The sequence below is a fragment of the Marinobacter sp. genome, assembly GCF_048269445.1.
GTDB lineage: Bacteria > Pseudomonadota > Gammaproteobacteria > Pseudomonadales > Oleiphilaceae > Marinobacter.
The window spans coordinates 1-24,184 of record NZ_JBLXIQ010000008.1; the positions used below are offsets into that span (position 1 = coordinate 1).

Here is a 24,184-nt window from a genome sequence, read left to right on the forward strand (position 1 = left end):
ATTGGCGTCCCCTAGGGGGTTCGAACCCCTGTTGCCGCCGTGAAAGGGCGGAGTCCTAGGCCACTAGACGAAGGGGACGCAACGTTTTCAACACCTTGCCTCGTCGAGGTGGCGCGTATATTAAGTAAGGCTCTGGGGAGTGTCAACGCCTTTTTTAAAAAAATACCGGCGTTGACTGATGCACTGGTTCGGCGTTTTGGCCAGTTGCAGGTGCTGTTACCTTGCCGCCCCCGGATTAACCGACTGGGCGAGCGCCTGCTCCAGTTCGGGATACTGGAACTGGAAACCTGCCCCCGTGAGTCGTGCGGGAACGGCCTGCTGGCCTGTTAAAAGGAGCCGCGCCATTTCACCCAGTGCGACCTTGAGCACCGGAGCCGGAGCGGGAAAAAGAGTAGGGCGGTGAAGAACCTTTCCAAGGCACCGGGTAAATTCGGCATTGGTGACCGGATTAGGGCTGACCACGTTGAATGGGCCTGAGGCGCTGGTGGTCTCGACCATCCAGATCAGGGCTTCAACAACATCGTCTCGGTGGATCCAGGGCATATACTGGGTACCATTGCCGAGGCGACCTCCAAGTCCCAGCTTGAAGGGCAGAATCATACGCTCCAGAAAGCCGCCTCCGGGGCCTGCCACGACCCCGGTTCGCGAAAAGCACACTCTTACGCCGTCATCGGCGAGAGGGAGTGCAGCGTTTTCCCAGTCCCGGCACAAACGATGGGTAAATTCATCATGTGGGTTGGTATCTTCAGTTACCCTGGCCGAGCCCTGGTCGCCATAGAAACCCACCGCGGAACCTGAGACCAGGACTTCAGGAGCGTGTTCCCAGCTTCGAATCACGGCGACGAGTGTTTCGGTGACACCGATCCGGCTGTCCCGGAGTTGCTGTTTCCGAGCTTCAGACCAGCGTTTGTCAGCGATGCCTTCGCCAGCCAGATTGATAACGGCATCGAACCCGGGGTGGGAGCGGAGTTGCTGCAAATCCCGGACGGCTTCAACCCGCCCGCAGCACGCTTTGACGGTTTCTGATGATTGTCGGCTGAAAACCGTCAGTTCGTGATCGCGCGCCAAAAGTTCTCGGCACAGCACGTGCCCGATAAATCCGGTGCCTCCGGTAATCAGAATCCTTTTTGTCATGATGCTCCCTCCCGATGCCGCCTGGTTGGCTAGCGTGCCTTATGACCGTCCGGCTCCGGACGGCGCCTGCTCTAATTGCAGCATAACAACATCCCGGATGGCCTGCCCCAGAAGTGGATTTTCACCAATCGGCGGAGCCAGATGGATGTTCGTGCCATGGGTGCGCTCGAGCTCTACTATCATTGCAGGAACATCCTTGCGCAGATGCCGTCCGGCCGCCAGGAACAGCGGCACAATAGTGAAGCTTTGGGCGCCTTCCGCGACCCCCTCTGCGATGACTGTGTCCATGGATGGTTCCGCCAGTTCCATGTAGGCAATACGGGCATTATCGACAGCCTTGAGCGTGGGCTTGGCGAGCTGTTCGAAGGTTTCACACCAGCGCTTGTCACTGCTTCCATGTGCCAACAGAATAATGCGGGGGCTGTTCATCGCCTCTCCTGAGTAGTCAGTTTGATGGGGCCTGTCGTAAATCCGGAGTGTTAGCCCGGAAGCGGGCGTAACAGAATCCAAAGTAACAGGGTTACATAGAATGTTCGATTGGAAAGAGATTCTGGATTTCTGGTTTGGTGAACTGGATGAGCACGGATTGCCCGACGGTGACCACAGAAACAAATGGTTTCGGTCAGACCGCAAGTTCGATCAAGAGATTCGCCGCCGGTTTCTGTCCATGGTGCTGTTCGCTTCGGAGCAGGGGCTGGAGCACTGGCGGCGGGAAGCCGGCGGTATACTTGCCGAAATTCTACTCCTCGATCAGTTTTCCCGAAACATCTTCCGGGGCGGCGCGATGGCGTTTGATCAGGATCGACAGGCCCGGAAACTCTGCAGGCAGGCCATGCGTAAGGGGCAGGATATGTTACTTCCTCCGGTTCAGCGGGCTTTTCTGTATATGCCCCTGCAACACTCAGAGAAAAAGGATGACCAGGATACTTCTGTGGATTGCTACGAGCAGCTTGCACGTTCTACCCAGGGGCTCCTGGCGGATTTTATGGGTAGCTTTTATCAGTCCGCCCTGGATCACCGCGACATCATTATGAAATTCGGCCGTTTCCCGCATCGGAACAAGGCTCTGGCGCGCGCGTCCACACCAGAAGAAGATGTTTACTTGCAAAGCGGTCAGCGATTCGGCCAGTAGAGTTGCTCCTTGTGAGCCCTGATTGGCCAGACGACGGAATTGGCCGCTTCCTTAAACTTTTGTATAAAAAGTGTACATCTTGACCGAGTTGGCCTTTTTGCCTGATAGAATGCGCGACACTTATTTCGAAGCGGGTGCACGATGTATCACTGTCACCCGCACATACTTTATCGGGGATTTGTGATGGTGAATTGGCCGCGTTTCCGGCCCGCTGTGCTTCTTGCGGCCTTGTGTGCCGTGTTTTCTCTCTCGTCGTATGCGGCTTCTCTTGACGATAAGTTACTGAGCCAGTTGAGTAAAGCAGCCCCAAAGCTGGACAGGTCCGTGCTCAAAACGGCGTTCAGCGCATCACGCTGTGCCGTTTCCAATGGTGTAGAGATGCCTCAGCGACTGGCGGTTATCGATTTTTCGCTACCGTCCAGCGAAGAACGGCTGTGGATTTTTGATCTGGAGAAAGGAAAGTTGTTACTCCGGGATCTCGTGGCTCACGGCAAGAATTCCGGGAATTTCGAATCCACTGAGTTCTCAAACAAAGAAGGTAGCTATCAGTCCAGTATCGGTCTCTTCCAGGCCAGTGAGTCCTACTATGGAAAGCACGGATATGCGCTGCGGCTCGATGGACTTGAGCCGGGCATCAATGATCATGCCCGGCAGCGGGCAATTGTGATTCACGGTGCGGACTATGTGAGTGATAGCTGGGTCAGCAAATACGGTCGGATAGGCCGGAGCCACGGTTGTCCGGCGGTTGATAACCAGGTCATCCGGCAGGTAGTTGATAATCTCAAGGGTGGCCAGCTTGTTTTCAAGTACTATCCCGATCAGGAGTGGTTGCACAGTTCTGGTTTCCTCAAGTGCGACAACACAACTCTGGCGGGAAAAAACATGAAAAAAAGTGGTTGACGGCGCCAGTTGGATCCGTAGAATACGCCTCCGTTGTCGGTAACAGCCGATCAGCATTGCGGGAATAGCTCAGTTGGTAGAGCACAACCTTGCCAAGGTTGGGGTCGCGAGTTCGAATCTCGTTTCCCGCTCCAGATTCAGAAAACCCGGTCTTGAAAAAGGCCGGGTTTTTTCGTATTCGGCCATCACAAACTCGGCGCCATGCCGTGTGGTCAGGTATACTCAGCAGCCTGTTTCATATCCTGATTATGTGGGGGAGGCCTGCCTGCCATGAAGGTACTTTCGCTGTCTGTATACCCCGTCAAGTCCCTGTCCGGCATCGAGGTGAGCAGCTTCGACACCGATGATTTCGGCCCCGTGGCGGACAGGCGCTGGATGATCGTCGACGATGACCTCCGCTTTGTGACCCAGAGAGAGCATCCGGAGCTGGCACTGGTTGGCACCGCGCTTGAGTGTGGCAATGTGATTGTCGACATTCCGGGTGAGGGCAGGTTTCTCCTGAGCGCCATTGATGAGACAGATTCGCCCGACGCCGAGGTTCGGGTTCTGGTGTGGCGTGACTGGGTCAAGGCTGTCATCGGTCAGCCTGAAGCCAGCGAAGCATTGAGCCGGTTCTGCGGGAAGTCTGTACGGTTTGTCTACATGCCAGACAGTTCATTCCGACGTGTTGATGCCGGGCGAGTGGACGAATACCGACGTGTCGGCTTTGCTGACGGTTTTCCGTTCCTGATTGCCAATATGGCATCACTTTTGGAGCTGAACGGGCGCCTGAATACTCCGGTAGAAATGCGGCGGTTCCGACCCAATATCGTGGTGGAAGGTGCCGAACCCTGGGATGAGGACAGCTGGCAGCAGTTGACCATTGGCGACAATCGTCTAAGCATTGTGAAGCCCTGTTCCCGCTGTGTAATGACCACCGTGGATCCCGCAACGGGGAAAAAAGATGCCACCTTGCAACCGCTCAGAACCCTGTCAGGCTACCGAAGAACGCTGGACGGCGTGATCTTCGGCCAGAACGCTATTCATGAATCACCGGGAAGTATCCGGGTTGGTGATCCCGTTACCATCAACAAATCGGAGTAAAAATAAACGTGCCCTTGTTAACGCTGGACTCAGTCTCTCTCGCTTTTGGAATGCACCCGCTGCTGGACCAGGCATCGCTGGTAATCGACGCCGGAGAGCGTGTGTGTTTGCTGGGACGGAATGGTGAAGGCAAGTCCACCCTGCTCAAGATCGTTAGTGGGGAAGTGGTACCTGATGGCGGGGTGGTGCGTCTGGATGATGGATCAGTCCTTGCGGTACTTCCGCAAAACCTGCCGTCGGAGGATTCCCGCACCGCCTATGAAGTAGTTGCCAGCGCGTTTCCGGAAACCGGGACCTTGCTGGCGGAGTTTCATCAGCTGTCCCAGCATGCGGATGAGTCCAGCCTGGACCGCCTGATGAAAGTCCAGGAACGGCTGGAAGCCCTCGATGGCTGGCGCCTGGATCAGAAGGTAACCACCATTCTCGGCCAGTACGGTGTCGACCCGGATCAGACGCTGAACACGCTATCCGGCGGTTGGCAGCGCCGTGTTCTGCTGGCAAAAGCCCTGGTTGCTGATCCGGATATCCTGTTACTGGACGAGCCCACGAACCACCTTGATGTGCCTGCCATCGCCTGGCTGGAAGAAGCTTTGGGCCAGTTCCGTGGCGCCATGCTGTTTGTCAGCCACGACCGGGCGTTTATCAGGCGCATGGCGACCCGGATTGTTGAGCTGGATCGAGGGAAGCTAGTGAGCTTTGCCGCTACCTATGACCGCTACCTTGAGCTGAAGGAAAAGGCGCTGGAAGAGGAAGATCGCCAGAATGCGCTGTTCGACAAGCGGCTCAAGCAGGAAGAGGCCTGGATTCGCCAGGGTATCAAGGCGCGCAGAACGCGCAACATGGGCCGGGTGCGCGCCCTCAGGGCTATGCGAGAGGAACACCGGCAACGGAGAGTGCGCGGCGGTACCGCAAGCTTCGCGGTGGAGGATGCAGCCCGTTCAGGAAAACTAGTCGTCGAAACCCTGGATGCGGGCTTCGCCTATCCCGACGGTACGCCGGTGATCCGCGACATGAACCTGACAATCCTCAGGGGCGACAAGATCGGCCTTGTGGGCGAAAACGGGACTGGAAAAACCACGTTGGTTCGGCTCTTACTGGGAGACCTTGAGCCAACTGAAGGCTCGGTGCGTTTGGGTACCAATCTGAAAGTGGCCTATTTCGATCAGCTTCGCGGGGAACTGGATCTGACCCGGAATGCCCTGGATAACCTTTCCGAGGGCCGGGAATTCATTGATATTAATGGTCAGAGCAAGCATGTGCTTGGATATTTGCAGGAGTTTCTGTTCACCCCTGAGCGGGCCCGATCGCCCGTCAGTGTGTTTTCTGGTGGCGAACGCGCGAGGCTGCTGCTTGCCAAGCTGTTCAGCAAACCAGCGAACATACTGGTGCTTGACGAGCCGACCAACGATCTGGATGTGGAAACGTTGGAGTTGTTAGAAGAACAGTTGGCGGAATTTGCCGGCACAGTGATTGTGATCAGTCACGACCGGGAGTTTCTTGATAATGTGATCACTGAAACGGTATTCCTTGATGGATCGGGCAAAGTGCGGGAGTTTGTCGGTGGTTACACCGACTGGCGCCGTCAGGGCGGTCGTTTCCCTTCGGAAACGACAGGCAATCGGCCGGACAAACAGGACAAAGCCGGAAAATCGGGAAAAGAAACCGGTAAAAAAAGTGAACAAAAGGCGCCAGGAAGCGTAAAACAGGTGGCTTCGTCTGAAAAGAGCAAGCCCGTGAAGCTGAGCTATAAGCTCAAACTGGAGCTCGAACAGCTGCCCGGGCAGATCGAGGCGCTGGAGCAGGACGTCGCCGGCTTGAAGGAAAAGATTTCCTCGGCCGATTTTTATTCAGGCCCAGCGAACGAAGTATCGGCCGCTCTGGACGCGTTGACGGAAACGGAGAACCGTCTGGAGAAGGTTATCGAGCGGTGGATGGAGCTGGAAGAACAGGCAAATCAATGAATGTGAACTACGATTTCAGGTTTCAGGATGGACGTACCGTCGAGTTTAAAGTCACGGATCAGCCGTCACCGGCATCCGGAGCTTTGCCCTCTTGGACCAAGCTCGGGCATTGTCAGTGCAGTAACTGCCCTTTGAAGTCTGCGGATTCGCCTTATTGCCCGGCAGCTACCGAGATACTGCCTGTTGTCGAAGCATTTCAGGCGGAAGATGCCTACCAGAAGGTTGAGGTCAAGGTTACCGATGACCGGCGCAGCTACGTGAAGCAGACGGCTCTGGAAGAGGCCCTCAGATCTCTGCTTGGGCTGAAAATGGCAACTAGCGGGTGCCCTGTGTTGTCAGAGCTCAAACCCATGGCAGTGCACCATCTGCCTTTTGCCAATACCGATGAATTCATCATGCGCAGTGTGTCCCATTACCTGCTGCAACAATATTTCGCCAAGCGTAATCATCAGGCGCCAGACTGGGAGCTGAAGGGGCTTGTTGAAAGGAATCAGAGATTGCAGCTTGTAAATCAGGCCCTTTGGCAGCGTATTCATTCGGTCTGCAAGGGTGACAGTAATCTGAAAGCGTTACTGAATTTCTTCTCGATGGCCTCAAGTGTCAGCTTCTCGCTGGAAAGCCAGCTTCGAAAGCTTGAGGCAAAAATGGGCGGGGAGGGGAATTAATAGCCCTGCGTCACTGACCGGTCCCGGGCCAAATCCCGGGACCGGTCCCGCGAGACGACTCAGTGAATCCGCACGGCCAGAACGTCACATTCGGTACCGTGCAAAACCCCGTTGGCGGTTGAGCCCAGCAAGAGCTGAAAGCCTTTTCTTCCGTGGCTACCCACTATCACGAGATCCACGTCCTGCTCTTTGGCAAGCCTGTGGATTTCAGATTCCGGACGCCCGACTGTAACTACCTGGTTCGCCTTCGAAACTCCATATTGATCACCGTAGGTTCCCAGCTGCTCACGGGCGGCCTTGTCGAGTTGATCCTGAAGTTCGGTCAGATCCATTGGTATATCACCGCCATAGGCGTAACCAACGGGCTCAACCACATGAACCAGCATCAGCTCCGCACCATGGGCTTCGCAAACGGCTTTCGCCTTGTTGAGCACCTGCGGGGCTTCTTCAGTCAGATCAATGGCAACAAGCATTTTTTTATAGGCGGACATGGCATCGCTCCTTCGCGCACGGGATATTGTTTGAGGATAGTACTTTAAATCTAATCGGAAAAGCCTGGCGGGAAACTGACTGGTATCAATATAGACGGCGGAAAACACTTTTCTGGCAGGCAATCAGGCCTGCCAGAAAGCGTGGGAGAGAATCAGGCGCTGCCTTTCAGGAGCTCAATGGTGGTAGCCAGCCCTTTCAGGATGCCTTTGGAATACCGGTCAATCACGAAACCCACGTTTTTTTCATTGTAGTTGATGTAGGAGCCTCGGATAAACTGCCACTTGGACGAGATATCGTTGAGGATTGCTTTCAGTTCCGGTGTGCCTTCGCCCTGCATCACAGTCTGGAGCAATGCGTCCAGCTCCGTGGCCTGAACATCAAGCGGCGACTCGGATGAGGAGCCCTGGAACGTCTGGGCCACTGAAGAGTTGGTGCGTACTGAGTACTTGGCCATCATCTGCGCCATTTTGACGGCCGCTAGCCGGGCTGCCTCAACCCTGTGACTGGTTTCTGTCTCTGAGCTTTCCTGGGCGGTCCGATAAAGCTCGGTCGCAATCTCGTTCATGGCAAGAGCCTGGTTGGCCATGTCGGACACCAGGCGCAGATCCGGATACCCCCGGTTGCGCACATCATTGATGTTGTCACGCATCAGGTTCTTGAACTTGTCGAACTCCAGGTTCAGCCCTTCAATCTCTTCGGCAGACAGCACGCCGGAATCGCTGCCGGCGATAGAATTCATGGAATCGTTAGCTGAATTGATGCCCTGCACAATCTCGTTCAGGGTGTTGGTATCGCCGGTTCCACTAAAGCGATAGAAGGCATCCAGGGCCATGTAGTTACTGACCCGGAAATTGTGTAGATCGGAGAGGAATCCGTTGGCACCTTCCTGAGCGCGGGCGCTCATAGAGGCCAGTGCACAAATAATGAGCGCGGTTACAAGGGAGCGTATCCGCAGGTTAGTGTCTTTCATCGGATGAGTCTCCGTAATCCTGTTTTATTATTGTGGACCAAAGTCGTAGATCGAAGGTAAAGTAACTCTGGCAGCCAATCAAGCAGTTTTGGTGGCGCTGGCGCTCGCAAATGTAAACAACTTTTAAATTTGCGTGATGAAGTTCCGGTTTTGTCTTAGAAGTAGCTTCCAGTTCACTGAAACATAACAATTCCTTTCCAGTTTTCTTCGGGCGCCTCCGGTTTTTCGGGGACTTTTGCGCCCCTTATCCGAAGAAACAAATTGACAAACGCGCCGTTTTTTTTCATCGTGTGCCCTCACGATTCAAACGACTGTATGAATCTTGGATAGAATGATCGGGCAGTGACCAAAATCTCGCTGCACAAACAGCCGCGCTGGCGAACTGACAGCGCCACTTGGCTGGAAGCAGTTCCAAACACAGACTGGAGATCAGTTGATGATTTACGAAGGTAAAGCCATCACGGTTAAAGAGATCGAAGGCGGGATCGCTCAGTTGAACTTTGACTTGCAGGGCGAGTCAGTAAACAAGTTTAACCGTCTTACTATTGAAGAGCTCCGCGCCGCGACTGACGCATTGAAAGCGCAAAAGAACCTGAAGGGTCTGGTGGTTACCAGCTCCAAGGACAGCTTTATTGTTGGTGCCGACATTACCGAATTCACCGAGCTGTTTGCGGGCTCGGAAGAGGATCTGGTAGCCAACAACCTCAAGGCCAACGAAGTATTCAACGCCGTTGAAGATCTGCCGTTCCCCACTGTTACCGCAATCAACGGTATGGCACTGGGCGGCGGTTTCGAGATGTGCCTTGCCACCGACTATCGGGTTATGGACCCGAAGGCGAAGGTTGGCCTTCCGGAAGTGAAGCTGGGCATCTTCCCTGGTTTCGGTGGTACCGTGCGTCTGTCCCGTCTGGTGGGTGTCGACAACGCTGTTGAGTGGATCAGCGGTGGCACCGAGAATCGTGCCGAAGCCGCACTGAAAGTGGGTGCCGTTGACGCCGTGGTTGAGTCAGGAAAACTGGTTGAAGCTGCCGTTGCCATCATTAACCAGTGCAACGAAGGCAAACTGGACAACCAGGCACGTCGTGAAGAGAAGAAGGGCAAGATCAAACTCAATGCCATGGAAAGCATGATGGCATTCGAGATCTCCAAGGCGTTCGTTGCCGGCAAGGCTGGCAAGAACTACCCGGCTCCTGTCGAGGCCATCAAGGTCATGCAGAAGCATGCCGGTATGACCCGTGACAAGGCGATCGAAGTGGAAGCCAAAGGCTTCGCCAAGATGGCCAAGACCAACGTTGCGGCGTGCCTCGTAGGCCTGTTCCTGAACGATCAGGAACTCAAGAAGAAGGCCAAGGCCTGGGAAAAAGAAGCCAATGACGTGAACCTGGCCGCCGTTCTCGGCGCCGGTATCATGGGTGGTGGTGTTGCATTCCAGTCTGCCCTGAAAGGCACGCCGATTATCATGAAGGACATCAACCAGGACGGTATCGCCCTGGGCCTGAAGGAAGCCAAGAAGCTTCTGACCAAGCGCGTTGCTAAAGGCAAGATGAAGCCTGACCAGATGGCCGATGTGCTAAACAGCATCACGCCGACCCTCAACTACGGTGATTTCAAGAACGTAGATCTGGTAGTCGAAGCCGTTGTCGAGAACCCCAAGGTCAAAGATGCCGTTTTGCGTGAAGCCGAAGATGCGGTTCGCGAGGACACCATCCTGACCTCCAACACCTCCACGATCTCCATTGACCTTCTCGCGAAAAACCTGAAGCGTCCGGAAAACTTCTGTGGCATGCATTTCTTCAATCCGGTGCACATGATGCCGCTTGTTGAGGTGATTCGTGGCAAGAAAACCAGTGATCGCGCTATTGCCACCACGGTAGCCTACGCCAAGGCCATGGGAAAGACGCCAATCGTAGTCAACGATTGCCCCGGCTTCCTGGTTAACCGTGTTCTGTTCCCGTACTTCGGTGGCTTTGCCGCACTGGTGCGTGACGGCGCTGATTTCCAGAAGATCGACAAGGTCATGGAAAAGTTCGGTTGGCCAATGGGCCCGGCTTACCTGCTTGATGTCGTCGGCATGGACACTGCCAGGCACGCCAACGAAGTGATGGCCGACGGGTTCCCGGATCGCATGAAGGCCGACTTCAAGTCCGCCATCGACGTCATGTTCGAGAACGACCGTTATGGCCAGAAGAACGACAAGGGCTTCTACAAGTACGAAGAAGACCGCAAGGGCAAGTCTAAGAAAATTGCCGACGAAGAAACCTACAAGCTCATCGAACCTGTGGTTGAGGGTAAGAAGGACTTCGAGGAAGACGACATCATTGCCCGCATGATGATCCCGCTGTGCCTGGAAACCGTTCGCTGCCTGGAAGACGGCATTGTCGAAGATCCGGCAGATGCTGATATGGGCCTGATTTTCGGTATCGGTTTTCCGCCGTTCCGTGGTGGTGCCCTGCGGTATATCGACGACATGGGTGTAGACAAGTTCGTCGAACTGGCAGACAAGTTTGCAGACCTCGGTCCTTTGTACCACCCGACCCAGAAGCTGCGTGAAATGGCCAAGACTGGCAAGAAATTCTTTGGCTAACCCTGATTCCGAACGGAGAAAGATCTATGAGCCTTAATCCGAGAGACGTTGTCGTCGTCGATTGCGTGCGGACTCCGATGGGTCGTGCCAAAAACGGTTGTTTCCGGAATGTGCGTGCAGAAACCCTGTCCGCCGCTCTGATTGAAGCACTGTTTGAGCGCAACCCGAAGCTCGACCCGAAAGAAGTTGAAGATGTGATCTGGGGCTGTGTAAACCAGACCAAGGAACAGGGCTTCAACGTGGCGCGGCAGATTTCCCTGCTTACCCGCATACCCCATGAGTCGGCGGCCCAGACTGTGAACCGTCTGTGCGGTTCCTCCATGAGCGCAATCCATACGGCTGCCCAGGCGATCATGACCGGCAACGGCGATGTGTTCGTCGCCGGTGGTGTCGAGCACATGGGTCACGTATCCATGACCGAAGGTTTCGACCACAATCCGGCTGCGTCCAAGTACACTGCCAAGGCCTCAAACATGATGGGCCTCACTGCAGAAATGCTTGCCAAGATGCACGGCATCACCCGTGAGCAGCAGGATGAGTTTGGTGCCCGGTCACACCGTCTGGCCCATGAGGCAACGGTTGAAGGCCGTTTCAAGAACGAAATCGTGCCCATCGAAGGTCACGACGAGAATGGCTTCGTGAAGCTGATCGAAGAGGACGAAACCATTCGTCCGGATACGACCGCGGAGTCACTTGGTCAGTTGAAGCCAGCCTTTGATCCGAAGAACGGTACTGTTACTGCTGGTACCTCTTCGCAGTTGACTGACGGCGCTGCAGCCATGGTTCTCATGTCGGCAGAACGTGCCGAGGCCCTGGGTCTGAAGCCGATTGCCAGGGTCCGCAGCATGGCGGTTGCCGGCTGTGATCCCGCCATCATGGGCTATGGTCCGGTTCCGGCCACGAAGAAGGCGCTCAAGCGTGCAGGCCTGAAAGTTGAAGATATCGACTTCTGGGAGCTGAACGAAGCCTTCGCTGGTCAGTCCTTGCCGGTTCTGAAAGACCTGAAGCTGCTGGGTGTCATGGAAGAGAAAGTGAACCTGAACGGTGGTGCGATTGCCCTGGGCCATCCGCTGGGCTGCTCCGGTGCACGTATCTCAACAACCCTGCTGAATGTCATGCAGGCCAAAGGCGGTAAGCTTGGTGTTTCCACCATGTGTATCGGTCTTGGTCAGGGCATTGCAACGGTGTGGGAGCGTCTCTGATCCGGATAGCCGAATCGGAAGCAAGCTCTCAGGAGGCCCGGCAAATGCCGGGCTTTCCTGTCTCTGACCGCGCAAAAAAGCCGGCCATAAACAGAAGAATGGGTTGTCTTGCTTTTCTTGACCCTGTAAAACAATGCACCTATACCAATGTGGCGGCTATTGAGTGTTTTCTAGCCGACTGATTTTACAGCGAGTTTACGGTTTGCTGATTTTTTAACCGATTATCGCCAAGGACACAGATCTCCGATATGGGAAAAAGTCTCGTTATTGTCGAGTCGCCAGCGAAAGCGAAGACCATCAACAAATACCTCGGCCCCGACTTTATCGTCAAGTCAAGCGTCGGTCATATTCGTGATCTCCCCGTCAGTGGGAGCGGATCGCAGTCTGATCCCAAGGAGCGGGCCAGGCAGGCTGCGGCTACCCGGAAGATGAGCCCGGACGAAAAAGCCACGCACAAAAAGCGCAAGGCCCGGGAACAACTGGTGGCACGGATGGGTGTTGATCCAGATCACGACTGGAGTGCCCGTTACGAGATCCTTCCTGGCAAGGAAAAGGTGGTCAGCGAACTCAAGCGTCTGGCGAAATCTGCTGACCATATCTACCTCGCAACGGATTTGGACCGCGAAGGTGAGGCCATTGCCTGGCACTTGCAGGAAACAATTGGTGGCGAGCCGGAAAAATACCGGCGGGTGGTGTTCAATGAGATCACCAAGCGGGCCATTCAGGAAGCCTTCAAGGACCCTGGCAATCTCGACACAAACCGTGTGAATGCCCAGCAGGCAAGGCGGTTCCTGGATCGTGTTGTGGGCTACATGGTATCTCCGCTGTTGTGGGCCAAGATCGCCCGTGGCTTGTCGGCGGGTCGGGTTCAGTCGGTCGCCGTGCGCCTGATTGCAGAGCGGGAGCGGGAGATCCGGAAATTCGTACCCGAGGAGTTCTGGCAGCTCCATGCCGACCTCGCGTCCGAAAAGGCCGATCAGCCGGTCCGGTTTGAGGTAACCCGTCACGACGATAAGCCCTACCGGCCGGTTAATGAGCAGCAAAGCACCGAACATGTAATCCGCCTGAAGGCAGGCGAATTCAAGGTTGCCAAACGCGAGGACAAACCAACCCGGTCCCGGCCGTCAGCGCCCTTTATTACCTCCACGCTTCAGCAGGCTGCAAGCAACCGCATGGGGTTCAGTGTCAAGAAAACCATGATGCTGGCACAGCGCCTTTACGAAGCCGGCTTTATTACCTACATGCGTACCGACTCCACCAACCTGAGCCAGGACGCGGTTAGCAGTTGCCGGGATTTCGTTCAGAAGCAGTTCGGGGACAAGTATCTTCCCGAAAAGCCGAGGGTCTACGGAAGTAAGGAAGGCGCTCAGGAGGCTCACGAAGCTATTCGCCCGACCGAAGTGAGTCGCCGGCCCGCTGATATCAGCGGCCTTGAGAAGGACGCCGAAAAACTTTACGACCTGATCTGGCGGCAGTTTATTGCGTGCCAGATGGCTGATGCCGAGTTCCTGAGCACCTCCATTGTGGTGGCCAATGGCGACTACGAGCTGCGTGCCCGTGGCCGGATCATCAAGTTTGAGGGTTTCCTCAAGGCGGCCCCCCAGTCTGCCAAAAAGGACGAGGATGTCTCGCTGCCGGATATTCGGGTGGATGAAGTTTTGGATCTGAAAAAGCTGGATCCGAGCCAGCATTTTACCAAGCCTGCACCCAGGTACACGGAAGCCAGCCTGGTTAAAGAGCTTGAAAAGCAGGGCATCGGTCGCCCTTCGACTTATGCCTCCATCATTTCCACCATTCAGGATCGTGGCTATGTGCGGCTACAGAACCGCCGTTTCTATGCGGAAAAGATGGGTGAAATCGTCACTGAGCGACTGTCGGAGTCGTTTCCGAACCTGATGGACTTCGATTTCACAGCGAGAATGGAAGACGAGCTGGATGAAATTGCCGAGGGTGAGGTCCAGTGGAAAAAGGTATTGAATGATTTTTATGGCCGTTTCCGGCAGCAGTTGGAGAAGGCTGAAAGTTCTGATGACGGCGGTATGCGTGCCAATACGCCCACCGAAACAGATATCCCATGTCCCAGCTGCGGCCGCAATATGCAGATCCGTGTGGCCAGCACGGGTGTATTCCTTGGGTGTTCCGGGTATTCGCTGCCTCCGAAGGAGCGCTGCAAAACCACCGTCAACCTGGTTTCGGGCGATGAAGTTGTCAGCGCAGAGGATGACGTAGAAGGTGAGGGCGAGACCCGTCTGCTCCGGAAAAAGCGCCGGTGCCCGAAATGCGGCACGGCCATGGATAGCTACCTGGTCGATGAAACCCGAAAGCTGCATGTCTGTGGTAATAACCCGGACTGCTCCGGCTACGAAGTCGAGAAAGGCACCTTCCGAATCAAAGGCTATGACGGTCCGACATTGGAGTGTGACAAGTGCGGCTCCGAGATGCAGCTGAAAACCGGCCGTTTCGGTAAGTACTTTGGTTGTACCAACACAGAATGCAAAAACACTCGTAAGCTGCTGAAAAGTGGAGAGCCTGCGCCTCCCAAAATGGATCCGGTTCCGATGCCGGAGTTACAGTGCCAGAAGGTCGATGACACCTACGTGCTACGAGACGGGGCATCAGGCTTATTTCTGGCAGCCAGCAAGTTCCCGAAAAACCGCGAGACCCGACCGCCACTGGTTATGGAGATTAAGCCGCACCGCAAGGAGATTGATCCAAAGTACGATTTCCTGATGGATGCCCCCGAGCGTGATCCTGAAGGCAATCCGACGGTGATCCGTTACAGTCGCAAGACCAAGGAGCAGTACGTCATGTCCGAAAAGGAGGGAAAGGCAACGGGTTGGTCTGCGTGGTACGTTAACGGGAAATGGCAGCCGCAGGACAAGAAAAAGTAGCCGGGTAGAAGAACACGGGGTCAGATGAAAGCTTTCATCTGACCCCAATCTCAGCTCCTTAACGGAACTTCCTGAGCCGCTGTATCAGAGAGGAAGTATCCCAGCGTTTCCCACCCATCGATTGCACGTCTGCATAAAACTGATCCACCAGGGCGGTGACTGGCAATGAGGCATTGACCTTGCGGGCCTCCTCAAGACAGATACCGAGATCTTTCCGCATCCAGTCCACGGCAAAGCCGTGTTCAAATTCGCCGGCGATCATGGTGCTCGAGCGGTTTTCCATCTGCCAGGATTGGGCCGCCCCTTTGGAAATGACATCCACCACTTTTGCGACATCCAGTTCCGCCTGTTCGGCAAAATGCAGCGCCTCCGAGAGCCCCTGTACCAGCCCTGCAATGGCAATCTGGTTCACCATTTTGGTTTTCTGGCCACTACCGGCAGGTCCCATCAGGTTCAGAGCGCGGGCGTAGTGCTCCATAACGGGCTGGGCTTTAGCGTAGTCTTCTTCGGAGCCTCCGCACATGATGGTCAGTTTGCCGTTCTCAGCGCCCTGCTGGCCGCCCGAAACCGGGGCATCAACAAAACCCATTCCGTTGCGGCGGGAGGCTTCGGCAAGGTATTCGGCAATGCCAGCGGAGGCAGTGGTGTGGTCGACTAGAACGGCGCCTTCCTGAGCGTGAGCAAGAATACCGTCCTCGCCCTCGTAGACCGCCTTCAAGTCCTTGTCTGCACCTACGCAGGTCAGAATGATATCGGCGCCCTTGACGGCTTCAGCAATGGTGGTGCAGCTGATTCCGGAATGGTCCTTTGTCCATTGCTCTGACTTGGCGGATGTTCGGTTCCAGACCCTGACAGTGAGTCCGGCTTTTGCCAGGTGGCCGGCCATCGGATAGCCCATGACGCCCAAGCCGATAAATGCTGCTGTAGTCACTGATTTCTCCTCTTATGTTTTTGTTGAGTTAACTTATCATAGAAGAGCAGGGCGGGCGGTGAATAAAAAAAGGCCGCTGAATCAGCGGCCTTAGCATTGCGGATACGGTCATGCCGGATTTATGTTTTCGGGTAGTCCCGCTTTTCTGAGCCGGTATACAGCTGGCGTGGACGGCCGATGCGGTAATCGCCGCTGACCATTTCGTTCCAGTGCGAGAACCAACCGATGGTCCGCGACATCGCGAAGATGACAGTGAACATCGAGGTCGGGATGCCGATAGCCTTGAGAATCAGGCCCGAGTAGAAGTCCACGTTCGGGTACAGTTTGCGCTGGACGAAGTAGTCGTCTTCCAGTGCGATTTTCTCCAGACGCTGTGCAATCTTCAGCAGAGGGTCGTTCTCCAGTCCAAGTTCGGTTAGGACTTCGTGAGCGGTTTCGGCCATCACTTTGGCGCGCGGGTCGAAGTTCTTGTAAACCCGGTGACCAAAGCCCATCAGGCGGAATGGATCGTCCTTGTCCTTGGCCTTGGCAATGAACTTCTCGATATTGGACTCGTCGCCAATCTCGGCGAGCATGTCTAGAACCGCTTCGTTGGCGCCGCCGTGGGCAGGGCCCCATAGTGCGGCAATGCCCGATGCGATACACGCGTAGGGGTTGGCGCCGGTGGAGCCGGCCAGGCGAACGGTTGAGGTGGAAGCGTTCTGTTCGTGATCCGCGTGCAGGATAAAGATCTTGTCCATCGCCTTGGCGAGGATCGGGTTCGGCTTGTATTCCTCGCAGGGAACGCCAAACATCATCTGCAGGAAGTTCTCGGAGTACGAAAGATCGTTCCGGGGGTACATGAACGGCTGGCCAATGCTGTATTTGTAGCACCAAGCCGCAATGGTTGGCATTTTTGCTATCAGGCGGTGTGCCGTGATTTCACGCTGATGCTCGTCAGCCACGTCCATCTGGTCATGGTAGAACGCTGACAGGGCGCCAACCACACCGCACATGATGGCCATGGGGTGCGCGTCACGGCGAAAGCCCTGGAAGAAGTTGCGCATTTGGTCATGCAGCATGGTGTGGTTCTTGATCGTGTCGTGGAACCGCTTGTTTTCTTCCGGAGTCGGTAGTTCGCCTTTCAGTAGCAGATAGCACACTTCCAGATAATCCGAATACTCTGCAAGCTGTTCAATCGGGTAGCCACGGTGCAGGAGAACGCCGTTCGCTCCGTCTATGTAGGTAATGGCTGATTCGCAGGCAGCTGTGGATACGAACCCTGGATCGTATGTGAAAACGCCTTCCTGGACCAGGCCTCGTACGTCGATAACGTCTGGGCCGACGGTGCCGGAATAAACCGGTAGCTCAATGGACTTGTCCCCCACCGAGAGCGTGGCTTTCCTGTCGGTCATGGTGCTCTCCTATTTATCAGCTTAGACAGCTTAATCTACATTTATAGATGCGCGAGAAGGCGCGTATTATCGCAAAACTGGCGGCAAAATATAGGGCGTTGGCTTTTTTTGTCAATGGAAGAGTCAGGAAAAGCCGGAATTTGACATGGGTTGTAAATGAGGGATATCCCGAATAACAACGGATTGGGGAGAGAAAATAATTTGTCAATAATGCTTATAGCTTGCCTAACCCCCTGAAATACGCGGCCCACAGGGCGTTGCAGGTTTGTAATTGCTTAGGGTACTCCTTATAATCCGTAGCCCGGAATCGGGGATAAACCTTTCTTTGGTGCCTGTAAATAACGGGTTGCCGGCGAGGTTTCCTCCCTCCTGAGCCAATCGTGTGCCGGTTTCGTATCTGCACGCTGATCCTTACATACCAACCATCCGCACCCGGTTTTTCCGGTTCCGCGGAACCAAAAGAGAGTGTGAGAGCGCTGTGAATAGCAAACGACCAGTAAATCTCGATCTCGGCAAGTTTCATTTTCCGCTGCCAGCCATTACGTCCATATTGCACCGCATCAGCGGCATCATCATTTTTGTTGGTGTTGCGTTCATGCTTTACGGGCTTCAGCTTTCCTTGTCCGGGGAAGAGGGCTTCAGCCGTGTAAGTGAACTGCTGGACAGCTTTTTTGCCAAGCTGATTATCTGGGGCATCTTGTCTGCTCTGCTGTACCACCTCGTCGCAGGGATCAAGCACCTGCTCATGGACATGGGCATTGGTGAAGAGCTCGAGAGCGGCCGTCTCGCCGCGAAGATCACGATTGTGGTTTCCGTCATTCTCATCGTATTGGCAGGAGTCTGGGTATGGTAAACAGCGTCACGAACCTTGGTCGCAGTGGTGTTTTCGACTGGCTGATCCAGCGGGTAACAGCCTACGTACTTGCTTTGTATACAATTTTCCTGCTTGGGTTTATGTTGGCGTCTGACGTCAACTACGACACTTGGTCTTCCCTGTTTGGTCAGACCTGGTTCCGTATCTTTTCCTTGCTGACACTGCTTTCTATTGGTGCGCACGCATGGGTAGGTCTCTGGACGGTTACCACTGACTACATCAAGCCTATGGGTCCAAGGTTCTTCGTGCAGGCAGCTTGTGGTCTGACCATGTTTGTGTATGTGGTCTGGGGCATTCAGATTCTTTGGGGGCTTTAATCAATGGCTAATATCAAGACCATGTCTTACGACGCGATCGTTATCGGTGGTGGCGGTTCCGGCATGCGTGCCGCACTGCAGTTGACCGAGTCCGGTGTCAATACTGCGTGTATCACCAAGGTGTTTCCGACGCGTTCGCACACGGTATCCGCCCAGGGTGGCATTACCTGTGCAATTGCAAGTGCTGATCCCAACGATGATTGGCGTTGGCACATGTATGACACGGTGAAAGGTTCGGACTATATCGCTGACCAGGATGCTGTTGAGTATATGTGCTCAGTCGGCCCTCAAGCCGTCTTTGAGCTGGAGCACATGGGACTTCCGTTCTCACGTACCGAACAGGGCCGTATCTACCAGCGTCCGTTCGGTGGCCAGTCCAAGGGCCCCGATAACCCAACGCAGGCAGCGCGAACCTGTGCTGCCGCTGACCGTACCGGTCATGCACTTCTGCACACGCTCTACCAGGCCAATCTCAAGGGTGGGACTACTTTCCTTAATGAGTGGTACGCAGTTGATCTCGTTAAGAACAGCAAAGACGAAGTTGTCGGTGTTGTGGCCATTGAGGTTGAAACCGGCGAAGTGGCTTACATTAAGTCAAAAGCGACGGTTCTTGCGACAGGCGGTGCAGGCCGTATTTACGCATCTACCACGAATGCCCTGATCAACACCGGTGATGGTGTCGGCATGGCCCTGCGCGCCGGTTTCCCGATGCAGGATATGGAGATGTGGCAGTTCCACCCGACGGGTATTTACGGTGCTGGTACGCTGGTAACGGAAGGTTGCCGGGGTGAGGGTGGTTACCTGATCAACGCTGAAGGTGAGCGCTTCATGGAGCGGTACGCTCCGAACGCAAAAGATCTGGCGGGCCGTGATGTTGTCGCCCGGGCGATGGTTATAGAGATTCTGGAGGGTCGCGGTTGTGGGCCCGACAAGGACCACGTTCTGCTGAAGCTGGATCATCTGGGCGAAGAAACTCTGAATCTGCGTCTGCCAGGTATTTGTGAGCTGTCCCGAACCTTTGCACATGTGGATCCGGTGAAAGAGCCGATTCCGGTGGTCCCGACCTGTCATTACATGATGGGCGGCATCCCGACCAACGTCGGTGGTCAGGCGCTGACTCAGGACGAAAACGGTAATGACAAAGCTATCCCAGGGCTGTTCGCCTGTGGTGAGGCGGCTTGTGTATCCGTGCACGGTGCCAACCGTCTGGGCGGTAACTCGCTGCTGGATCTGGTTGTGTTCGGTCGGGCTGCTGGTCTGCACATCGAAGAGCAGCTTCGTGGCGGGTTCGAGGTAGATGGCGCCAGCGAAGAGGATATCAAGCGTGCCATGGCTCGCCTTGATCGCCTGAACAGTGCGTCTGAGGGTGAAAGTGTAGCCGAGGTTCGCAAGGATCTTCAAAACTGCATGCAGCTGTATTTCGGCGTATTCCGGGATGGCAAGAGCATGGAAGAAGGCCTGAAGAGGCTTGAGGCGATTGGTGAGCGCGCACGCAATACCAAGCTGGCGGATACCAGCAATGCCTTCAACACGGCCCGGATTGAGGCGCTTGAGCTTGATAACCTCTTTGAGGTGGCTCTGGCTACTGCAATTTCCGCCTACGAACGCAAAGAAAGCCGTGGCGCTCATGCCCGGAATGACTTCACTGAACGTGACGATGAAAACTGGCTGAAGCACTCCATGTACTTCCCGCTAGACAAGCGTGTCGGTAAGCGAGATGTGAATTTCGCGCCGAAGACCGTGGCCACGTTTGAGCCGAAGATCCGGACTTACTAAGGGGGACGTCGAAAATGTTAGTAAGCCTATATCGTTATAACCCGGAAGCCGATAATGCGCCCTATATGCAGGACGTAGATGTCGAGATTCCGGCGGGTAAGGACCTGATGGTTCTTGATGTTCTCAATCTCATCAAGGAGCGGGATCCCTCGATGGCCTACCGCCGTTCCTGCCGTGAGGGCGTATGTGGCTCTGATGGCATGAACATGAACGGCAAGAATGGTCTGGCCTGCATTACACCGGTTTCCCAGGTTGTGAAGAACGACAAGCTGGTGCTTCGGCCACTGCCGGGTCTGCCTGTCATTCGTGACCTCGTTGTCGACATGAGCCTCTTCTACAAGCAGTACGAAAAGGTCATGCCGTACCTCGTGAATGACAAGCCGGCACCCGCTATCGAGCGTCTGCAGTCTCCCGAGGACCGGGAGAAGCTGGACGGCCTGTACGAGTGCATTCTGTGTGCCTGCTGTTCCACATCCTGCCCGTCGTTCTGGTGGAATCCGGACAAGTTCATTGGCCCGGCAGGCCTGTTGCAGGCCTACCGCTTCCTCGCGGACAGCCGTGACACCGCCCAGGACGAGCGTCTCGCCAATCTCGATGACCCGTTCAGCGTTTTCCGCTGCCGGGGAATTATGAACTGTGTCAGTGTCTGCCCGAAAGGTCTTAACCCCACAAGGGCTATCGGCCATATTCGGAATCTTCTGCTGCAACGGGCGACTTAAGCGGCAGGATTTCAGGCAGGCGCTATACTGTTCTGACAAGGTTAGTATCCGGAAGGCCCCGCAGTTTGTGGGGCCTTCAACCAAAGGCTTATAGTCAAAAGTCTTATCCGGGTGCACACTACGCAAGCCGTGGCGGGAACTTATAAAGTTTTCACCCAGCTTTGCTGAGTACAAAAACCACCGGGGAACGGAAAACATCCATGTCGGGTGTGGTGGCCAAAGTCGATCCCGTAAAAACCCGTATTGACTGAGAATTACCCCTGGCCGACCATACCGGGCTCCCCGCACCAGCCCAAGGTGAGCTATTCAAGATGCACGAAAGCATAATGGAGCAGTTATGGCAGACTTCCCACCTGCAGGGTGGTAATCTCGCCTATGTTGAACAGCTTTTTGAAACCTACCTGACAGACCCCAATGCCGTTCCCGAAGAGTGGCGAAGCTATTTTGACAAGCTTCCCAGTGTCGATGGCTATCAGGGCCGCGACGTTGCCCACTCTTCCATCCGCGAACAGTTTGAACATATCTCTCGCAATCAGCGCTTTCTCGCCAGCGGCGGTGTTCCCGCCAGTGCTACGTCCGACGCAGACAAAAAGCAGATTCGTGTTCTCCAGCTGATCAATGCCTTCCGTTTCCGTGGTCATCAGGAAGCAAAGCTGGATCCGCTCGGCGTATGGCAGCGTCCTCAGGTAGAAGATCTGGATCCGTCGTTCCACGAACTTTCGGATTCCGACAACGATCTGGAGTTCCAGACCGGTTCCCTGAATCTAGGCTCCGAGACCATGAAGCTCGGGGACATTGTGAAGGGGCTGCGTCAGACCTATTGCGAGAGCATCGGCGCGGAATACATGCACGTCGTCGATACCCGCATCAAGCGTTGGTTTCAGCAGCGTATGGAGCCGGTTCGCTCACGGCCGGAGTACGAGGCGAAGACCCGCAAGCACATCCTGGAACGCCTGACCGCTGCCGAGGGCCTGGAAAAATACCTGGGCTCCCGCTATCCGGGCGTCAAGCGGTTCGGCCTTGAAGGTGGTGAGAGTCTGATTCCCTGTCTGGATGAACTGATCCAGCGTGCAGGTTCTTATGGTGCCAAAGAGATCGTTCTGGGCATGGCTCATCGTGGCCGCCTGAACGTTCTGGTGAACACCCTCGGTAAAAACCCGAAAGAACTTTTCGACGAGTTTGAAGGCAAGAAGCTGGCAGCTTCCGGTTCCGGTGACGTGAAATACCATCAGGGTTTCTCATCCAACGTGATGACCCCCGGCGGTGAGGTTCACCTTGCCATGGCCTTTAACCCGTCTCATCTGGAGATCGTTTCTCCGGTGGTTGAGGGTTCGGTTCGTGCCCGCCAGACCCGTCGAAATGACAACGACGGCACACAGGTGGTCCCGATCATCATGCACGGTGACGCGGCCTTTGCCGGTCAGGGCGTGGTGATGGAAACCTTTCAGATGTCCCAGACCCGTGGTTTCGGTGTTGGTGGTACCATCCATATCGTCATCAACAACCAGGTTGGCTTCACCACGAGTAGGCAGGAAGATGCTCGGTCCACCGAATATTGTACCGACGTTGCCAAGATGATCCAGGCACCGATCCTGCACGTGAATGCGGACGATCCGGAAGCGGTTATGTTCGTTACCCAGATGGCGATGGACTACCGCAACGAGTTCAAAAACGACGTAGTTATCGATCTGGTGTGCTACCGCCGCCGCGGCCATAACGAAGCGGATGAGCCTGCCGCAACCCAACCGGTCATGTATGAGAAGATCCGCAAGCTGAAAACGACTCGCAATCTTTACGCTGACCAGCTGATGGAAGCAGGCGTGATCAGCGAGGACGAAGCCAAGCAGATTGAAAATGACTACCGTGATGCGTTGGATAACGGCGAGCACGTGGTCAAATCCCTGGTCAAGGAGCCCAACAAGGAGCTCTATGTCGACTGGACGCCGTACCTCGGTCACGAGTGGACCGCCAAGTGCAAATCCAGCGTGCCCCTGAAGACGATTCAGAAGCTTGGCAAGAAGCTGACCTCGGTTCCTGAAGGGTTCAGCATCCAGCGTCAGGTTTCCAAGATCGTATCAGATCGCGAAAAGATGACGGCAGGTGCCTTGCCCATTAACTGGGGCTATGGCGAGGTTATGGCGTATGCAACGCTGATAAACGAGGGTCATCCGATCCGCATTACGGGTCAGGACGTCGGCCGGGGTACGTTCTCCCATCGTCACGCGGTCTTGCACAACCAGAAAGACGGTTCAACGCACATTGCGCTTGAGCAATTGTCCGAAGACCAGCCAAAGTTCGAGCTCTACGACTCGCTGCTTTCTGAGGAAGCAGTCATGGCGTTCGAATATGGCTATTCAACCACCGCGCCGGACGGCCTGGTGGTATGGGAAGCGCAATTTGGTGACTTTGCCAATGGCGCCCAGGTGGTCATCGACCAGTTCCTGACCAGTGGTGAACATAAGTGGGGCCGCCTCTGTGGCCTGACCCTGCTGCTGCCACACGGCTACGAGGGCCAGGGGCCGGAGCACAGTTCTGCTCGTCTTGAGCGGTTCCTGCAATTGTCTGCTGAGCACAATATTCAGGTATGTGTGCCGACAACGCCGTCGCAGGTGTTCCACATGCTTCGTCGTCAGGTCAAGCGCCCACTGCGCAAGCCGCTGGTCGCGATTACGCCGAAGAGCCTGCTGCGTCACAAGGAAGCGACCTCTGATCTGGATGATCTGACAAGTGGCACCTTCCAGACGGTGCTCCCCGAGAAGGAGCCGTCCGATCCGAAGAAGGTGACACGCCTGATCATGTGCAGCGGCAAAGTGTATTTCGATCTTCTGGAGAAGAAGAAATCCGACGAGCGTGACGACGTCGCCATTGTTCGCATCGAGCAGCTCTATCCGTTCCCGGGTGATGATCTGGATGAACTGCTGAGCCATTACAGCAAGCTCAAGCATGTTGTCTGGTGTCAGGAAGAGCCGATGAACCAGGGTGCCTGGTACTGCAGTCAGCATCACATGCGTAATGCCCTGCACCGCAAGAATCCCAAGCTGTACCTTCAGTATGCCGGCCGTGACGCTTCCGCTGCTCCTGCATGCGGGCATATGTCTGCGCACATAGAAGAGCAGAAGAAACTGGTTACCGACGCGTTTGAAATTTGACGAGCTACCG

19 protein-coding genes and 2 tRNA genes are annotated in these 24,184 nt (G+C 55.2%); 14 read left to right on the plus strand and 7 right to left on the minus strand.

The genetic code is table 11. The annotated features are described in order from the left end of the window. Nucleotides 1–2: 2 nt before the first annotated feature. The 3 genes from ACN0XM_RS16125 to ACN0XM_RS16135 form a co-directional block, all read right to left on the minus strand. Nucleotides 3–78: transfer RNA gene (locus tag ACN0XM_RS16125), tRNA-Glu, on the minus strand. A gap of 138 nt (nucleotides 79–216) precedes the next feature. Then, nucleotides 217–1,134 (minus strand): TIGR01777 family oxidoreductase, encoded by a 918-nt coding sequence (locus ACN0XM_RS16130; protein WP_417567964.1) that lies wholly within the window; start codon nucleotides 1,132–1,134, stop codon nucleotides 217–219. A 39-nt stretch (nucleotides 1,135–1,173) separates the two neighbouring features. Continuing rightward, nucleotides 1,174–1,563 carry a sirohydrochlorin chelatase gene (locus ACN0XM_RS16135; RefSeq protein WP_417567965.1) on the minus strand — a complete coding sequence of 130 codons (390 nt, stop codon included), beginning with the start codon at nucleotides 1,561–1,563 and terminating at the stop codon, nucleotides 1,174–1,176. Between the two features lie 100 nt (nucleotides 1,564–1,663). On the opposite strand from ACN0XM_RS16135, the gene ACN0XM_RS16140 reads away from it, so the two are divergent. The 6 genes from ACN0XM_RS16140 to ACN0XM_RS16165 all read left to right on the plus strand — a co-directional run bounded on the left by ACN0XM_RS16140 (nucleotide 1,664) and on the right by ACN0XM_RS16165 (nucleotide 6,875). Further along, a complete protein-coding gene (locus ACN0XM_RS16140; RefSeq protein ID WP_417567966.1) occupies nucleotides 1,664–2,266 on the plus strand; it encodes a DUF924 family protein in 603 nt (200 codons plus the stop codon). 183 nt (nucleotides 2,267–2,449) lie between these two features. Next, nucleotides 2,450–3,166, plus strand: coding sequence for a murein L,D-transpeptidase catalytic domain family protein (locus ACN0XM_RS16145; protein ID WP_417567967.1), 717 nt, complete (start codon nucleotides 2,450–2,452; stop codon nucleotides 3,164–3,166). 58 nt (nucleotides 3,167–3,224) lie between these two features. Further along, a tRNA-Gly gene (locus ACN0XM_RS16150) sits at nucleotides 3,225–3,300 on the plus strand. A 136-nt stretch (nucleotides 3,301–3,436) separates the two neighbouring features. Next, complete coding sequence (locus ACN0XM_RS16155; RefSeq protein ID WP_417567968.1) at nucleotides 3,437–4,249, plus strand: MOSC domain-containing protein; 813 nt, start codon at nucleotides 3,437–3,439, stop codon at nucleotides 4,247–4,249. Nucleotides 4,250–4,257: 8 nt separating this feature from the next. Continuing rightward, nucleotides 4,258–6,210, plus strand: a complete 1,953-nt coding sequence (locus tag ACN0XM_RS16160; RefSeq protein WP_417567969.1) for an ATP-binding cassette domain-containing protein — start codon at nucleotides 4,258–4,260, stop codon at nucleotides 6,208–6,210. Further along, a complete protein-coding gene (locus ACN0XM_RS16165; protein ID WP_417567970.1) occupies nucleotides 6,207–6,875 on the plus strand; it encodes a DUF6901 family protein in 669 nt (222 codons plus the stop codon). Before ACN0XM_RS16160 ends, ACN0XM_RS16165 begins: the two co-directional genes overlap by 4 nt. Before the next feature lie 59 nt (nucleotides 6,876–6,934). Here the strand turns inward: ACN0XM_RS16165 and ACN0XM_RS16170 are convergent, their stop codons facing one another. Together ACN0XM_RS16170 and ACN0XM_RS16175 are read right to left on the minus strand one after the other, a co-directional pair. After that, nucleotides 6,935–7,366: a universal stress protein gene (locus tag ACN0XM_RS16170; RefSeq protein WP_417567971.1), complete on the minus strand. Its 432-nt coding sequence runs from the start codon at nucleotides 7,364–7,366 to the stop codon at nucleotides 6,935–6,937. Nucleotides 7,367–7,518: 152 nt separating this feature from the next. Beyond that, nucleotides 7,519–8,337 (minus strand): hypothetical protein, encoded by an 819-nt coding sequence (locus tag ACN0XM_RS16175; protein WP_417567972.1) that lies wholly within the window; start codon nucleotides 8,335–8,337, stop codon nucleotides 7,519–7,521. A 436-nt stretch (nucleotides 8,338–8,773) separates the two neighbouring features. Between ACN0XM_RS16175 and fadB the strand changes: the two genes are divergently transcribed. The 3 genes from fadB (at nucleotide 8,774) to topA (ending at nucleotide 15,014) form a co-directional block, all read left to right on the plus strand. After that, nucleotides 8,774–10,921, plus strand: a complete 2,148-nt coding sequence (gene fadB, locus ACN0XM_RS16180; RefSeq protein WP_417567973.1) for a fatty acid oxidation complex subunit alpha FadB — start codon at nucleotides 8,774–8,776, stop codon at nucleotides 10,919–10,921. A gap of 26 nt (nucleotides 10,922–10,947) precedes the next feature. Beyond that, entirely contained in the window at nucleotides 10,948–12,123 is a 1,176-nt protein-coding gene (gene fadA / locus ACN0XM_RS16185) for an acetyl-CoA C-acyltransferase FadA (RefSeq protein ID WP_417567974.1), read from the plus strand. Between the two features lie 248 nt (nucleotides 12,124–12,371). Beyond that, on the plus strand, nucleotides 12,372–15,014 hold the full coding sequence (gene topA / locus ACN0XM_RS16190; protein WP_417567975.1) for a type I DNA topoisomerase: 2,643 nt from the start codon (nucleotides 12,372–12,374) through the stop codon (nucleotides 15,012–15,014). 58 nt (nucleotides 15,015–15,072) lie between these two features. On the opposite strand, the gene ACN0XM_RS16195 is transcribed toward topA, so the two are convergent. Next, entirely contained in the window at nucleotides 15,073–15,945 is an 873-nt protein-coding gene (locus tag ACN0XM_RS16195) for an NAD(P)-dependent oxidoreductase (protein WP_417567976.1), read from the minus strand. Between the two features lie 119 nt (nucleotides 15,946–16,064). Then, on the minus strand, nucleotides 16,065–17,339 hold the full coding sequence (gene gltA / locus ACN0XM_RS16200; protein ID WP_417567977.1) for a citrate synthase: 1,275 nt from the start codon (nucleotides 17,337–17,339) through the stop codon (nucleotides 16,065–16,067). A gap of 478 nt (nucleotides 17,340–17,817) precedes the next feature. Between gltA and sdhC the strand changes: the two genes are divergently transcribed. The 5 genes from sdhC (at nucleotide 17,818) to ACN0XM_RS16225 (ending at nucleotide 24,174) form a co-directional block, all read left to right on the plus strand. Next, a complete protein-coding gene (sdhC, locus tag ACN0XM_RS16205; RefSeq protein WP_417567978.1) occupies nucleotides 17,818–18,192 on the plus strand; it encodes a succinate dehydrogenase, cytochrome b556 subunit in 375 nt (124 codons plus the stop codon). Next, the gene (sdhD, locus tag ACN0XM_RS16210; protein ID WP_417567979.1) at nucleotides 18,186–18,530 is read left to right on the plus strand and encodes a succinate dehydrogenase, hydrophobic membrane anchor protein; all 345 of its coding nucleotides are present in this window, start codon (nucleotides 18,186–18,188) and stop codon (nucleotides 18,528–18,530) included. The genes sdhC and sdhD overlap by 7 nt, the downstream gene beginning before the upstream one ends. Nucleotides 18,531–18,533: 3 nt before the next feature. Beyond that, a complete protein-coding gene (sdhA, locus tag ACN0XM_RS16215; RefSeq protein WP_417567980.1) occupies nucleotides 18,534–20,306 on the plus strand; it encodes a succinate dehydrogenase flavoprotein subunit in 1,773 nt (590 codons plus the stop codon). A gap of 14 nt (nucleotides 20,307–20,320) precedes the next feature. Continuing rightward, complete coding sequence (locus ACN0XM_RS16220; RefSeq protein ID WP_417567981.1) at nucleotides 20,321–21,025, plus strand: succinate dehydrogenase iron-sulfur subunit; 705 nt, start codon at nucleotides 20,321–20,323, stop codon at nucleotides 21,023–21,025. Nucleotides 21,026–21,336: 311 nt separating this feature from the next. Next, nucleotides 21,337–24,174 carry a 2-oxoglutarate dehydrogenase E1 component gene (locus ACN0XM_RS16225; protein ID WP_417567982.1) on the plus strand — a complete coding sequence of 946 codons (2,838 nt, stop codon included), beginning with the start codon at nucleotides 21,337–21,339 and terminating at the stop codon, nucleotides 24,172–24,174. Nucleotides 24,175–24,184: the final 10 nt, after the last annotated feature.

Bases quoted from the DNA above. Each gene is read 5' to 3' on its own strand.
- ACN0XM_RS16130 (WP_417567964.1), bottom strand. From the start codon at position 1,134: ATGACAAAAAGGATTCTGATTACCGGAGGCACCGGATTTATCGGGCAC.
- ACN0XM_RS16135 (WP_417567965.1), bottom strand. From the start codon at position 1,563: ATGAACAGCCCCCGCATTATTCTGTTGGCACATGGAAGCAGTGACAAG.
- ACN0XM_RS16140 (WP_417567966.1), top strand. From the start codon at position 1,664: ATGTTCGATTGGAAAGAGATTCTGGATTTCTGGTTTGGTGAACTGGAT.
- ACN0XM_RS16145 (WP_417567967.1), top strand. From the start codon at position 2,450: ATGGTGAATTGGCCGCGTTTCCGGCCCGCTGTGCTTCTTGCGGCCTTG.
- ACN0XM_RS16155 (WP_417567968.1), top strand. From the start codon at position 3,437: ATGAAGGTACTTTCGCTGTCTGTATACCCCGTCAAGTCCCTGTCCGGC.
- ACN0XM_RS16165 (WP_417567970.1), top strand. From the start codon at position 6,207: ATGAATGTGAACTACGATTTCAGGTTTCAGGATGGACGTACCGTCGAG.
- ACN0XM_RS16170 (WP_417567971.1), bottom strand. From the start codon at position 7,366: ATGTCCGCCTATAAAAAAATGCTTGTTGCCATTGATCTGACTGAAGAA.
- ACN0XM_RS16175 (WP_417567972.1), bottom strand. From the start codon at position 8,337: ATGAAAGACACTAACCTGCGGATACGCTCCCTTGTAACCGCGCTCATT.
- fadB (WP_417567973.1), top strand. From the start codon at position 8,774: ATGATTTACGAAGGTAAAGCCATCACGGTTAAAGAGATCGAAGGCGGG.
- fadA (WP_417567974.1), top strand. From the start codon at position 10,948: ATGAGCCTTAATCCGAGAGACGTTGTCGTCGTCGATTGCGTGCGGACT.
- topA (WP_417567975.1), top strand. From the start codon at position 12,372: ATGGGAAAAAGTCTCGTTATTGTCGAGTCGCCAGCGAAAGCGAAGACC.
- gltA (WP_417567977.1), bottom strand. From the start codon at position 17,339: ATGACCGACAGGAAAGCCACGCTCTCGGTGGGGGACAAGTCCATTGAG.
- sdhD (WP_417567979.1), top strand. From the start codon at position 18,186: ATGGTAAACAGCGTCACGAACCTTGGTCGCAGTGGTGTTTTCGACTGG.
- sdhA (WP_417567980.1), top strand. From the start codon at position 18,534: ATGGCTAATATCAAGACCATGTCTTACGACGCGATCGTTATCGGTGGT.
- ACN0XM_RS16220 (WP_417567981.1), top strand. From the start codon at position 20,321: ATGTTAGTAAGCCTATATCGTTATAACCCGGAAGCCGATAATGCGCCC.
- ACN0XM_RS16225 (WP_417567982.1), top strand. From the start codon at position 21,337: ATGCACGAAAGCATAATGGAGCAGTTATGGCAGACTTCCCACCTGCAG.